This window comes from Lacipirellula parvula (assembly GCF_009177095.1).
Lineage (GTDB): Bacteria > Planctomycetota > Planctomycetia > Pirellulales > Lacipirellulaceae > Lacipirellula > Lacipirellula parvula.
Genome location: NZ_AP021861.1, coordinates 340336 through 353738, shown reverse-complemented (window position 1 = coordinate 353738; position 13403 = coordinate 340336). Strand labels below are relative to the sequence as shown.

Sequence of the window (13403 nt, the reverse complement as noted above, 5' to 3'; positions counted from 1 at the left end):
CCATTTTGGTAAGATTCGGACCCTTTAATCGCCGTTCTCCGCAATTATGCGTAAACCATCTTCCATTAATTCGTCGGCCTGCTTAAAACCGAGAAATGTGAACGCTAGCGAAGGGCGTTCCAACACACACCGGCGCCACTAGGCGCCCCCGCCAGAAGGAATTGCGTATGTTCTCACAAACCGTCGAATATGCTCTGCGTGCGATGGTGCAGCTCGCCGCCGACTCGTCGGGCTCCGCCACGACGAAAGACATCGCCGCCAAGGCGAAGGTCCCGAGCGCCTACCTTGCGAAGGTGCTGCAATCGATGCGTCGCGGCGGATTGATCCACTCGCGTCGCGGCGTCGGCGGCGGCGTCACCCTCGCCAAGCCGGCTGCCAAGATCTCGCTGCTCGACGTTATCGACGCCGTCGAACCGCTGAAGCGTCAGGCCAACAAGAAGGTGGCTACCGCCAACCAACTCCAGAAGTCGATGGACACGGCCGTCGATCAGCTCCGCTCGAAGTTCGCTTCCGAGTCGCTGGCCGACATGATTCCGAAGGGCAAGAGCGTCAAGGCGGCTCCGGCCAAGCGTCCTGTCGCCAAGAAGCGTTAATCGCTTCGCTCGATTCGTCCAACGCAGGGGCGAGCAGAATCGGCGGGCAGTCCGATTCTGCTCCCTCTGGGGACGATCTCTTCTTTCGCCCGCGCCTGTGCAGGCTCAGCATCTAGGGCGTTCTCTTCGGCGATTTGTTTCACGGCAAGCTTCTCGCGGCGCCGACGAATCTCTCCTATCGCCCGTGCCAGCGGGGGAATCTCGGATTCCTTTCCGCACTTTACCGCATCGCGTATAATTCGCGATGTTCGCAGTAACCCGTTGCTAACGGTCGACTTAACGCTAGACGCGCCGCATGAACAAGTCGAACGCACTGATCGCCGCTCGCGCCTCCTGGCGCTGTCTCGCACTCTTCGCGCTAGTCGCCGCCACATTCTCCAGCGGCGTCTGCCAGGCGCTGGAAGCAGCCCCCGCAGCAGATGGCGCCGCCAACCTGCCGCAACCAGGCCTCGCGGCGATGGTCGAGGTGAAGCTGCCGCTCGGCAGCGGCGGCGAAGCCCCGCTCAAGCAAATGATCACCCGCGCGCGTGATCGACTCGTCGCCGAGAGCCGACAACGGGGCGATGGTCGCCGACCGATTTTAGTGCTGCGGTTCGACGCTCCCGGCGAATCGGCTGGCGCCGGCAGCCAGTTTGAAACTGTTTTCTCGCTCGCACGGTTCCTCGAAAGCCGCGACATGGCCGACGTGAAAACCGTCGCTTGGCTGCCCGACTCGTTGCGAGGCCACGGCCTGCTCGCGGCGATCGCATGCGAAGAAATCATCATGCCCGCCGACGCCCGCATCGGCGACGCTGCCGCCGACGAACCGGCGGATCAAGCAATCAGCAGCACCGTCGTCGAGGCCTACCGCGAGATTGCCGACGCGAAGCGGACGATTCCCGTCGCACTCGCCATCGGCATGACCGACCCCGCCGTCGAGGTGATCCAGATCGAGAGTGACGAAGGCGTTCGCTTCTTGTTGCGCGAAGAGGTCGAAGCTTTCCGCAGCGACAACGAAGTCATCTCCGAGCGCACGCTGATCCCCGCCGGCTCCATCGGCGAGTTCACCGGACGCGAAGGACGGCAATTCGGGTTTGTGAAATACCTCGCAGCCGATAAAGCCGACGTCGCCAAGGCGCTCTCGATTCCGCTTGAATCGCTGGAGATCGATCAATCGCTCATCGCCGATTGGAAAGCGGTCATGATCACCGTGCGCGGCGAGATCACTCCTGACGAGGTAAGCCAAGCGTCGACGCTGCTGACGACTCATCTCGACGGCGGCGCGAACTGGATCGGCGTGCGCATCGATAGCGTTGGCGGCGATCTCGACGCTTGCCTGACGCTCGCCAATCAGTTGGCGGAACTCGACGCCAACGCCGTGCGCACGGTGGCGTACGTCCCCGTCGAAGCGAAGGGGGGCGCCGCCATCGTTGCGCTCGCCTGCGATCAACTCGTCATGGCGCCCGACGCGACGATCGGCATCGCGCCCGATCTCGCCGAGGCGGGCCGCAACGACGACAACAATCGCAACCTCCCGCCAAACCCGCGCCGTCGCCGCGGCTTCCAACCGCGCGACGAGATCGACGTCAAAGGCCTACGCGCCGCCGTCGCGTCCGCGGAAGTTAGCCTCCGTAGTTCGCTCGCCGGAAAGACGAACCGCAGCTGGTCGCTGCTCGACGCGATGATCGATCCGCAGGTCGAGCTCTTTCAGTATCGCAACAAGAACACCGGCGTCACGCGCTGGATGAGCGTCGAAGAAGCGGGCGAATTGCGCGACGGCGCCAACTGGACGCAGGGCCCCGCGCTTCACGCCGGCAACGAACTACTCCAACTTCGCGGCACGGACGCACTCGACGCCGGCATCGCCTTTCAAACCGTCGACAACTTCGAGCAACTCGAACGGCTCTACGGCGTCGACGTGCAACACGCCGAATTGAACTGGGCGATGAAGCTCGTCCGCGCTCTCGCTTCGCCGGGGCTCGCGACGTTCCTGCTGATGCTCGGCCTCGTCGGCATGTACATCGAAATGAAAACCCCTGGCGTTGGCGTCGGCGGGGTCGTGGCGGCGATCGCGTTCCTGCTCTTCTTCTGGAGCAAGTCGCTCGAAGGGACCGCCACCTCGCTAGAGATCGTGATGTTCGTTGGCGGCATCGTGCTGCTGCTGCTCGAAATCTTCGTCGTCCCCGGCATGGGAATCTTCGGGCTCGCTGGCGGCTTGATGGTGATCTTCTCCCTAATCCTCGCGAGCCAGACCTTCACCTTTCCGACCAGTGGCGCCGAAATGGACGAGATGCGACGGTCGATGTCGATCGTCATCGGCGCAGGACTCGGCGTCATCGGGCTGGCAGTCGCTCTGCGCCGCTTCCTACCGAAGGCGCCGATCTTCAACCGCCTCGTGCTTGAACCGCCGGCCCCGGAAGAACGCATCACGCTTTCCCACCGCGAGGCGATTGCCGACTACTCTCACTTAATCGGCGTCGTCGGCGAAGCAATGACCGACCTTCGCCCTGGCGGCCGCGCTCTCGTGGGCGGGCAACTTGTCGACGTCATTGCCGAGGGGATTCCGCTTGATCGCGGCACGCGCGTCGTCGTCATCGCAGCCCACGCCAATCGCGTGCTCGTTCGCGCGGCGACGTGAACCTCGCCAATAGCGTTGCCATCTATGACCATGAACGCTGAAAGCGTTCTAGCATCCAGCCCGGGGTTGATTGCGCGGCAATCTACCCCGGGCAACCGCCGCCTTTATTGACCACAACCCTGAAAGGGTTGCAGATGATTCAACCCTTTCAGGGTTGCGGCACGATACGCGAATGTACCCGGGGTAGATCGCATAGCGATCAACCCCGGGCTGGAAGATTGAACGCCGGCAGCGTTCCAAATTCGTTGAACGCGATGCCCATCGACGGCAACTGACCACTGACTACGGACATCCCCTCCACTTTGCCGCCGCTTGCCGCAGCGTGCTAGAATGCCCAGCGTCCTAAAAATCGCCGCGCGAAGCATCAGAGAAACTCCTGCCCTATGAATCTGCTCGATCCAATTGGTTGGGCGGTCGTGTTGCTGGTGGTCGGCTGCGGCCTGATCGCGCTCGAGACGTTTATCCCTTCCGGCGGGATTCTCAGTTTCCTCGCGTTTATCGCCGTCGTGGCGAGCATCGTCGTCGCGTTCAATCGCAGCCTCACCACGGGCCTCAGCTTCATGGCAGTCGCCGGGCTAGCGATCCCGCTCGCCATTGGGCTCGCGCTTAAGATCTGGCCGAAGACGCCGATGGGGCGAGCCATTCTCGGCGAATTGCCCAGCGAGGAAGAGACGAAACCCGATGATCCGCGCCGCGGCCTCGTCGGCCGCGTCGGCGTCGCTCAATCGCTGATGCTCCCCAGCGGGGCGGTGCTCGTCGATGGCAGGCTGATCGACGCCGTTAGTCAGGGAATCGCCATCGAGCCGGGTCAGCCGGTGGTCATCGTCGAGGTCCGCGCGAATCGCGTGATGGTCCGCCCCGCCGCAACCGAAGAAGCCCAGGCCGCCGCGTTCGAACCCGACGACGTCCTCGCTCGCCCAATCGAAGAGTTCGGCTTCGATTCGCTGGAAGATCCGTTGGCCTGAAGCGAAGAACCGCCCAGGGGGTGGCATGCTCTCGCCCCCAAAGGCGTGAGCATGCATAACGGCTCCCAAGAGCAAGCCAGTCGCATGTTCACGACGGCGTACCATCGAGAGCATGGCGCCCATCCGCATCGCGTTAGAACGCTTTCAGCGATTGCCGCGACCGCCGACAGCGATAGCCCAGCAACTCAGGCTCCCCAATTCCATCCGAATTCCGCTATACTGACGCCCAGGCCGACTTTCTCTTTGCACCTCCCCAACGACGGAGCGACTTGCGATGCCTGAATTTCTTACTGGCGCACCGATGCTGGTGGTCGGGTTCGTTGTACTCATCGGCGTCGTGATCGCGTTCGCGATCGCCGCCCGCTTCGCGCGACTGTGGGTGCAGTCGGTGATGACCAACGCCGGCGTCGGCATGCTCGACCTGGTGCGGATGTCCTTTCGTAAGGTGAATCCCACCGTCATCACTCGCACCAAGATCATGGCAGTCCAGGCCGGCCTCAATGACGACGAAGAACTCACCACCAAGGCGCTCGAAGCCCACTACATGGCGGGCGGCAACGTCCCGCTGGTGATCCGCGCGATGATCGCCGCTCGCAAGGCGAAGATCATCGAACTCTCCTTCCGTCGCGCTACCGCCATCGACCTCGCCGGCCGCAACATCCTCGAAGCGGTCCAAACGAGCGTCTACCCCCGCGTCATCGACTGCCCGCCGCAAACCGGCAAGCGGCTCACGCTCGACGCGGTGGCGAAGAACGGCATCCAATTGAAGGTGAAGGCCCGCGTCACCGTGCGTGCGAACCTCGACCAGCTCATCGGCGGCGCCACCGAAGAAACGATCGTCGCCCGCGTCGGCGAAGGCATCGTGAGCGCCATCGGCTCGGCCGAGACCCATGCCGAAGTGCTCGCCAATCCCGACCGCATCTCCCGCGCGGTGCTCGCTCGCAAGCTCGATTCGCAGACGGCGTTCGAAATTGTTTCGATCGACATTGCCGACATCGACGTCGGCGACAACATTGGCGCTCGCCTGCAGGCCGACCAAGCCGAGGCCGACACCCGCGTCGCCCGCGCCCAGGCCGAAGGCCGCCGCGCGATGGCCGTCTCGCAAGAGCAGGAGTACATCGCCAGCATCGAACAAAACCGCGCGAAGCTCGTCGAGGCCGAAGCTTCGATCCCAAAAGCGATGGCCGAGGCTTTCCGCACCGGCAAGCTCGGCATCCTCGACTACTACAAGCTGAAAAACGTGCAGGCCGATACCGACATGCGCGAGTCGATCGCCGGCACCACCAGCAATCGGGCGTAGAGTTATATCAGCGGCATCAATCCTCAAACAATTCACCGGCATGCTCGCCTCTCCGCCACTCCTGCTCGCCGACCTCGCCGACTTAGCGCGAGTCGTAATGCCAATCATCATCGTGGTGATCTACGGCGTCGCCCACCTCGTGGGCGCAATGCAGCAGGAGAAAAAGAAACGCGAGCAAGCGGCGCCCCGCCCGAAGCCCGAGCCCGATCCGTTCGACATGGGTCGCCCCGCCGGCGTTCCCGACCGTGCGAGCCTCGAACGTCCCGCCGCCAATCCCGCCCCTTCGGCGAAACCTGTCACGCTCGAAGAAACGCTCCGCCGCGAAGTGGAGGAGTTTCTTCGTCGTGCTCAGGGCGAGGCGAAGCCAAAGCCGGCCGCCCCAAAGCGACCGCCACAGCCGCAGCGGCAACGACCGACGCCGCAGAAAAAGGCGCCGGAACCGCAGCTGGAGGAAGTCCAGCCCCGCCGCCTGGTCGACGCCCCTGGCTCGCTCACCAGCCGCGCGGCAGAATCGGTCGCTGATACCAGTCGCAACAATCTGCCCACCGGCGCCGCGGTCGACGCGTACGTCACCGAACAAATGCGGGGCGTCGCCTCCATCGGCCAACATGCCTCGCGGCTGGGGGAAGAAGTCGCCCTGGCCGACGACCGCATGCAGGCGCAGTTGCAGCAGAAGTTCGACCACCGCGTCGGAACGCTGGCCCCAGTCTCGAACGCGGCCCCCAAAAGCGCCGCGGCGACCGCGGCCAAGGAGTTTCGCGAACTACTGGCCCGCCCGGGCGGGATCCGGCAGGTGATCATCGCGAACGAAATCTTGCGCCGGCCTGAAGAACGTTGGTAAGCGGCGACGAATATTGCAGTAGACGTCATCCCGAGCGGAGCGAGGGATCTAGCAGCTCAAACGAGCTACCAGATTCTTCGCTCCGCTCAGAATGACCGCCCCATAGTTGTCCAGAGTTGCTGAAACGAGAAATCCTGCCATGCCCCTCTACGAATTCGTCTGCCGCGATTGCCAAAAGGAACAGGAACACCTCGTCCGCGGCAGCGAGACGCCGACCTGCGACTCCTGCGGCGGCACGAAGTTGTCGAAGCTGTTGAGCGTCCCTGCGGTGGCCCACCTCGGCGGCGAAGCGGCGAGCCCCCGACCGATGGGCGGCGGTGGCTGCGGCACCGGTTGCGGCTGCCACTAACAACTAGCCCCGGGCAGAGCCCGGGGCTAGAACTCCGGCGTTGCGGTTGGGCAACAACCCCAAGCCGCCTTGTGGCGATCTCGCCACGCCACGCGACTCCGTTCGGGCATTAATACCGACCAGTTAGCGGCCAACCCGACGCCCGCCAGGGCAGGGCGGCCGCGGCATTCGCTCCCCACGATTTGGCCCGCGGCGGCCTGCGGCCAAGAAAAAACTCCGCACCGCCGCGGCAGACGCCCGTATAATCCCTAAGATCAGTCGCCCCTTCGCTTTGCGGCCTAGCCTGGACGCCCGCAAAGTTTGACACCCTTTTCGGGGCCTGATTATACTGCGGTACTACAGGGGATATCTCCTGTCCTGGCAGTGATTTGTGGCAAGACCAGTAGGCCCGCGAGACCGACTGCGGAACAGTCTTTGCAACACGTCGTCGCCAGAGAAACAGACAAAGCTGGAAGACACACCGTCGCCGCGTGACGGGGCATCGGATGCTCTGCGTGCCACTGGAGGCTGTTCGAGCGGTTTGGATTGAACCGGTCGAAGGCGCGTTGGAATCGCCGCCGCAAGGCAGGCTCGTTCCTCACTGGAAAGTGCATCGATGAATTTGCTGGGAAAGATCTTCACCGTCCTCATCCTGTTGGCCAGCGTTTCGCTGATGGTCATCGCGATGTTCGTCTACGCGACGCATCGCAACTGGAAGGAAGCCTACGACAAGGTCAACGCGCAGCTCGCTCAAGAGCAAACCGCCAAGGCCGACCTCGAGGCGAAGTACCAGCAACAAATCAGCCAGCTCAAGAGTGAGCAAACCGCCGCTCTGCAAGACGTCGCCAAGCTCGAAACCGAGCGCAACGTCATCGTCAGCCAAAACCAAACGATCCAAAAGGAAGTCGACTTGCTTCGCCAAGATCAGGCTGAAAGCGTCGGCATGGTCAAAGCCACCGGTGAGAACGTCTCTCGCCTCACCGACGAAGTCACTGGTCTCCGCAATGACGTCCGCGTCGCTCAGCAAGATCGCGACGAGCAGTTCCACACGACGCTCAAGGCGACCTCGGAACTCCACTCGGTCGGCGGTCAGTTGCAGCAACTCCAAGAGCGCAGCGCTCAGGTCGTGGCTCAGCTCGCCGACGTCACAGCGAAAGCCAAAGAAGCCGGCGTCAACACCGAAGGGGAATACATCCCCCGCGTCCGCGGCAAGGTCAGCAAGATCCAACCGAACGCCAGCGGCCAACTCATTGAAATCACCATCGGCGCCGACGACGGCGTTCGCCAGGGTCAGACGATCGAAATCTTCCGCGGCGACCGCTACCTAGGCCGCGCCGAAATCCTCCGGGCCGATCCCGATCGCGCCGTGGGCCAAGTCATTCGCAAGTTCCAGCAAGGTCAGATCCAAGAGAACGACGATGTCGCAACCAAGCTTCGAGTCGGATAGCCCCGCACCGACCGTCCTGACGAAGAAGTCGGCCTGGAACATCTACACGGCCTTGCTGCTCATCTCGCTGCTCGCGTTGATGTTGGCGTCGCTCTTCTTCGCGCTCGAAATCAGCGAGTACGGCTTCGGCACCCAGAACGGCCCGCTCAGCATGAGCGTGCCGGGGTCGCTGCTGCAAGCGGCCAGCGGGACGTTGTGGGCGTAAGCAGGCGGCAATTTATGATTGCTGATTTATGATTTGGAGAGTGGCTCGCGCTCGCCAGCAAGGCGTGCCGTCTCCCCAATCCAGAAATCATACATCCTAAATCATAAATCATTTACGCCGTCGCATCGGTCGCCGTCGCCCGGCCGCCGAGTTCGCGATCAAGATCCAAGAGCGCTGAAGGATCGTCCTTCACCATCTTGAACTTGTGGACCACCTCGCGCGAGGTCTTCTCTTCCTCGACCTGCTCGGTGATGAACCACTCGAGTTCCACGAGCGCGGCGAACGCCTTTTCGTTGAACGCCAGCTCGTAAAGGCGGTCGATCTGCTCGGTCACCTTCTGCTCTTGCTCGAGAGCTTTCTCGAAGACGCTCGCCACGGAAGCGAATTTCTGCTCAGGAGCGGCAATCGCCTTCAGTTTGATCGGCGCGTTGCGGGCCAGCAAGAAATCGTACAGCCGCATCGCATGGGCGTACTCTTCCTGGCTTTGGATCCGCAGCCAGCTCGCACAGCCGACGAATTGCTCGTGCTCGCACCACGCCGCCATCGAGAGGTATTGGTACGAGGAAAAGAGCTCGTAATTGATCTGGTCGTTGATGGCGTCTTGCACCACGGCATTGAGCATGGCTGAGTTCTCCGCGGTTGGCGTGATCTGAGAGACTGGAAAACGGACGGCGTTAAGGGATTGTAAGTCGTTGTCGGACGTTTGGCGACCGCCGCATGAGCGCAAAAAAAGAGGCTCGCGGTCTGCTGACAGCGAGCCTCAATCTCAATAAGCCGGCGATCGAAACCGCGGCAAATTTGTGGGAACGCATTGGCGTGCGTTCCTCGCCAAGTGGGCCCGACTGGAGTCGAACCAGCACGCCCTTGCGGGCACAAGGCCCTCAACCTTGCGCGTCTGCCAATTCCGCCACGAGCCCTTGGAGTCTGGCCGCTCCAGCGGTTTCCCGCCGCACGCAACCAGATTCGGTAGTCTACCTCGCCCCCCGCGAACGTCAACCCAGTAGCCAGCAGCCGCGGGTCAACGACCCGCCGGAGCGTCCCAAAATCCAGGTTTCCCGCGCGTTATGGCGGGTTCGTTAAACCCCCGCCGCCACCGGCGGCGGCTTTATGGCGCTGGCGGGGTTACTTTTTTTCGTCCTCGGCGGGTTTCTCGTCAGTCGCCGGCTTCTTCTCCTCCGCGGTCTGCCGTTCTCGCCACGGCTTCTTCGCTTCGAACGTTGCCAGTTCGGCCGCCAGCTCCTTCGACAGTTCGTCGACCTTCTCCTGGTTGCCCGCCTTCACCGCGGCTTCGCGTTGCGACTCGAACGTCTCGATCGCCTTTTTCGACCACTCCGTCGCTTTGTCGAAATCGCCCGTCTCGGCGTACGCCGCGGCGAGCGTGCTGAGAATATGCGACTCTTTATTATCCGTCTCTTCGCACGCCTTCGTGGCCAACTCAACGGCGAGCTTGCCGTCGCGAACGTCATCGTCCGGCGAGGTGGCCAACACCCAGGCGTAGTTGTTCAACAGGCCTGATTCCTCAGGCTGGACCTCCAGCGCTTTCTTGAAGTCCGCAACCGCTTTCGCATGTTCGCCGATGTTCAGGTAAGCGTCCGCCCGGCCGCGCAGCGCGGCGAAATTGTCGTCGTCTTGCTCCAGCAACTCGCTGTACGCCGCGATCGCCTCGCGAGGCTGATTCGCGAACAGGTAGTAGAGCGCGAGTTGCAGCTGGAACTCGGGCTGCGCTTCTTCATCTTCCGTCAATTTCTTGAGCTCCTCGATCGCTTCCGGAAAGCGCTCGAGACTAGCCAGCGTTTGGGCTTTGAGGCCATGGGCGGCGGGATACTCGGGGTTCTCTTTCATGAATGTTTCGATGTCCGCCAACGCCTTGTCGTACTGCTTATCGTTGAGATACGCCTCGGCCCGGTGAATCACCGGCAGCATCAGCCCGGGGTGGGCTTCAATCACCTGCGTGAACTGCTCGATCGCCTTCGGGAAGTCCCCCTTCGCCCGGTAAAGTTCGCCCCGCTGCTGAATGATGCCTGCCGAGTTGGGGGCAATCTCCGCCGCTTTGTCGAGCGCCGCGAGCGCGTCGTCGAACTTCTCCTGCTCACGCAGAAGCGTGGCTTTCACGAGATACGAGCCAGCCACTTCAGGATGGAGCTCGATCACCGCGTCGATGTCCGCCACGGCCTCGTCGTACTTCTTCTGCCGACTGTAAAAATCGGCCCGCGCGAGGAGGTGCTCGGGGTTCTTGCCGTCGAGCTCGATCGCAGCGGCGAAGTCGGCCTGGGCTTTCTCCGGATCGCTCTCGGCGAGCAGCTTCGCCCGCATGATGAGCGACTCCGCCTGCATCTTTGGCGGCATCGCGTCGAGTCGCTCGTCCTCAAAAACTTCGTTCAGCAGCTTGAGCGCCTCCTTCGGATCGCCCCCCGGCAGCGTCAACAGCTGGGCGAGCAACACCTTCGCCTGCGGCGGGGCCGAGTCGTACTCAATCGCTCGCTGCAGGTCGGTCGTCGCTTGGTTGACCACCTTCTGCAGATCGTCGTCAGCGAGCCGCCGGCCGGGGGCCGACTGGATGACCGCCGACAGCTGGGCCGCTCGCTGCATCAGCGTCTCGACCAGCATCTCCTCGGCGAAGTCATTGTTCTCGACGTCGAGCCCCTTCTGAATCGCCGATTCGAGCAGTTCGACCACCTTGTTGAGGTCGCCCATATCCTCGGCGGTGACCTTCACCCGCATCGCTTCGTCGAAATCCTCCTGCCCGTTCCCTTCGGCTCGGACGGAAGGGGAGCCAACGACGAGCGACACGACAAGCGACATGGCCAACAGCCACGGGCAACGTTTCATAGGAAACCTCAGGGCGGGGAGTCAGCGCCGGCGACGAGCGATCCGCTGCCGCCAGCGGGAATTTTGAAGGGACGCCCCCATTATTGCGGTTTCCAGCCCGCGTGACCACGCGAAGTCCCAGCCTACCCCTTCCGCGCCGCCACCCACGCGCGCCACAATACGCGCATGGACGTGATCAACCTCGCCAAAGCCCCGCCGTTTACCACCAAGGACGGCTCTGAAATCCGCGAACTGCTGGCCCACCGCAACTCGGCCATTCGCAACCAGAGCCTCGCTGAAGCCCGCATCCCGCCCGGCGAAGCGACGGCGCCCCATTACCACCCGCAGGCCGAAGAGATTTATTACCTTCTCGAAGGCCGCGGCCGGATGCAGATCGAAGACGACGTCCGCGAAGTCGGCCCCGGCGACGCGGTCGCGATCCCGCCCGGCCTGCGTCACCAGATCACCACGATCAGCCAGGAACCGCTACGCTTCCTCTGCTGCTGCGCCCCCGCCTACGAACACGCGGACACCGTCATGGTCGACAACTGGCCCTAGCGCACCATCCCAATCAAATGCGAGCCGCGGGGTTCATCCCCGCGGTCTTCGCGATCTTACAAATCAGAAATCCCAAATCATAAATCGAACTCGGAGTCCTCTCATGTCTTTCCGCACCGAACGCGACACCATGGGCGAAATGCAAGTCCCCGCCGACGCCCTCTACGGCGCCTCCACCGCGCGGGCGGTCGACAACTTCCCCGTCGCGCTCGAACCGGTTCCCGCCACGGTGATCCACGCCTTCGGTTACCTCAAGGCCGCCTGCGCGCAAGCCAACCAGGAACTCGGCAAGCTCGACGCGAAGATCACCGAGTCGATCGTCGCCGCTTCGCTCGAAGTCGCTGCTGGCAAGCACGACAAGCACTTCCCAGTCGACATCTACCAGACCGGCTCCGGCACCTCGACCAACATGAACGCCAACGAAGTGATCGCGAACCTCGCGAACGATCACCGCGGCATCGGCCTCGGCGCCAAGAACGAGAAGGGCGCCATCCACCCGAACGATCACGTCAACATGGGGCAGTCGTCGAACGACACCTTCCCCGCCGCGATGCACATCGCCGGCGCCGTGCAGATCAAGGATAAGCTCATCCCCGCGCTCACCCGCTTCGCTAACGACCTCGAAGCGAAGGGCAAGGAGTGGGACGAGATCGTCAAGATCGGCCGCACCCACCTGATGGACGCGACGCCAATCCGCGTTGGCCAAGTCTTCGCCGGCTACGCCGCGCAGGCTCAATACGCCGTCGCCCGCGCCGGCCGCGCCTTGGCCGCGTTGGAAGAGAACATGCCGATCGGCGGCACCGCCGTCGGCACCGGCATCAACACGCATCCGGAGTTCGCCAAACGCGTTTGCGCCGCGCTCACCAAACAGCTGGGCGTCAACTTTAAGGAAGCTGAAAACCACTGCGAGGCCCAAGGCGCCAAGGATTCGTTCGTCGCCGCCCATGCAGAGCTGAAGACAATCGCCGTCTCGATGACGAAGATCGCCAACGACATCCGCTGGCTCGGCAGCGGCCCGCGCTGCGGCCTGTTCGAACTCCTGCTCCCCGAAACGCAGCCCGGCAGCTCGATCATGCCGGGTAAGGTGAACCCCGTCATCGCCGAGTCGATGATGATGGTCTGCTGTCGCGTCATCGGCAACGACGCCGTCGTCACCACCTCGGCCCTCGGCGGCATCGGTTCGCTGTTCGAACTGAACGTCGCCATGCCGGTGATGATCGACGCCTTCATGGAATCGGTGAAGCTGCTCGCCAACGTCGCCAACGTCTTCACCGACAAGCTGCTGGCTGGCCTGCAAGTAAACGCAGACCGCTGCAAATCGCTGATCGACGAATCGCTGATGATGGTCACCAGCCTGGCGCCGGTACTCGGCTACGAAAACTGTGCGAAGCTCGCGAAGCAGGCGTTCAAAGAAAACAAGACGATCCGCCAGTTGGTCAGCGAGCAAAAGCTCATCGAACCAGCGGAGCTCGACCGCCTGCTCGACCCCGACAGCATGACGCGGCCAGGTTGAGGTCATCGCTCTGCGACGATCCCCATTCCGCATTCAGCATTCCCCATTCGAGCACCGCTCCGGCCGGTCGTTGACCGGCGGCTGCTAGCACGCGCGGCAATCCAGCGAAGCTGCGCAGCTCCTTCCGGTTTTTCTTGCAAATTCGATTACGCCAACTTTCCGCAGCGACCGATACAGACTCAACGCGAACTCGGCGCACAGCGCGCCTGGGTTCGCTCGGGCTTCTCG

General features: G+C 62.8%; 12 protein-coding genes and 1 tRNA gene. 10 read left to right on the top strand and 3 right to left on the bottom strand.

All coding sequences use genetic code 11. The features are described 5' to 3' along the window. Positions 1–167: 167 nt before the first annotated feature. From PLANPX_RS01320 to PLANPX_RS01285, 8 genes are all read left to right on the top strand, one after another. A complete protein-coding gene (locus PLANPX_RS01320) occupies positions 168–593 on the top strand; it encodes an RrF2 family transcriptional regulator (protein WP_152096984.1) in 426 nt (141 codons plus the stop codon). A 295-nt stretch (positions 594–888) separates the two neighbouring features. Beyond that, on the top strand, positions 889–3210 hold the full coding sequence (locus PLANPX_RS01315) for an NfeD family protein (RefSeq protein ID WP_152096983.1): 2322 nt from the start codon (positions 889–891) through the stop codon (positions 3208–3210). Positions 3211–3593: 383 nt separating this feature from the next. After that, on the top strand, positions 3594–4175 hold the full coding sequence (locus tag PLANPX_RS01310; RefSeq protein ID WP_152096982.1) for an NfeD family protein: 582 nt from the start codon (positions 3594–3596) through the stop codon (positions 4173–4175). 274 nt (positions 4176–4449) lie between these two features. After that, a complete protein-coding gene (gene floA / locus PLANPX_RS01305) occupies positions 4450–5475 on the top strand; it encodes a flotillin-like protein FloA (RefSeq protein WP_152096981.1) in 1026 nt (341 codons plus the stop codon). 40 nt (positions 5476–5515) lie between these two features. Beyond that, positions 5516–6316 carry a hypothetical protein gene (locus tag PLANPX_RS01300; RefSeq protein ID WP_152096980.1) on the top strand — a complete coding sequence of 267 codons (801 nt, stop codon included), beginning with the start codon at positions 5516–5518 and terminating at the stop codon, positions 6314–6316. Between the two features lie 139 nt (positions 6317–6455). Next, entirely contained in the window at positions 6456–6665 is a 210-nt protein-coding gene (locus PLANPX_RS01295) for an FmdB family zinc ribbon protein (protein WP_152096979.1), read from the top strand. Positions 6666–7260: 595 nt separating this feature from the next. Then, the gene (locus PLANPX_RS01290) at positions 7261–8091 is read left to right on the top strand and encodes a hypothetical protein (protein WP_152096978.1); all 831 of its coding nucleotides are present in this window, start codon (positions 7261–7263) and stop codon (positions 8089–8091) included. Further along, entirely contained in the window at positions 8063–8296 is a 234-nt protein-coding gene (locus PLANPX_RS01285; protein ID WP_152096977.1) for a hypothetical protein, read from the top strand. The genes PLANPX_RS01290 and PLANPX_RS01285 overlap by 29 nt, the downstream gene beginning before the upstream one ends. 112 nt (positions 8297–8408) lie before the next feature. On the opposite strand, the gene PLANPX_RS01280 is transcribed toward PLANPX_RS01285, so the two are convergent. From PLANPX_RS01280 to PLANPX_RS01270, 3 genes are all read right to left on the bottom strand, one after another. Continuing rightward, on the bottom strand, positions 8409–8918 hold the full coding sequence (locus tag PLANPX_RS01280) for a ferritin (RefSeq protein ID WP_152096976.1): 510 nt from the start codon (positions 8916–8918) through the stop codon (positions 8409–8411). 211 nt (positions 8919–9129) lie between these two features. Further along, a tRNA-Leu gene (locus PLANPX_RS01275) sits at positions 9130–9213 on the bottom strand. Between the two features lie 205 nt (positions 9214–9418). Beyond that, positions 9419–11125, bottom strand: coding sequence for a tetratricopeptide repeat protein (locus PLANPX_RS01270; protein WP_152096975.1), 1707 nt, complete (start codon positions 11123–11125; stop codon positions 9419–9421). Between the two features lie 165 nt (positions 11126–11290). Here PLANPX_RS01270 and PLANPX_RS01265 point away from each other — a divergent pair, with 165 nt between their 5' ends. Together PLANPX_RS01265 and PLANPX_RS01260 are read left to right on the top strand one after the other, a co-directional pair. Next, positions 11291–11662, top strand: a complete 372-nt coding sequence (locus PLANPX_RS01265; RefSeq protein ID WP_152096974.1) for a cupin domain-containing protein — start codon at positions 11291–11293, stop codon at positions 11660–11662. Between the two features lie 103 nt (positions 11663–11765). After that, positions 11766–13175: a class II fumarate hydratase gene (locus PLANPX_RS01260; protein WP_152096973.1), complete on the top strand. Its 1410-nt coding sequence runs from the start codon at positions 11766–11768 to the stop codon at positions 13173–13175. The last annotated feature ends 228 nt before the right edge of the window (positions 13176–13403 follow it).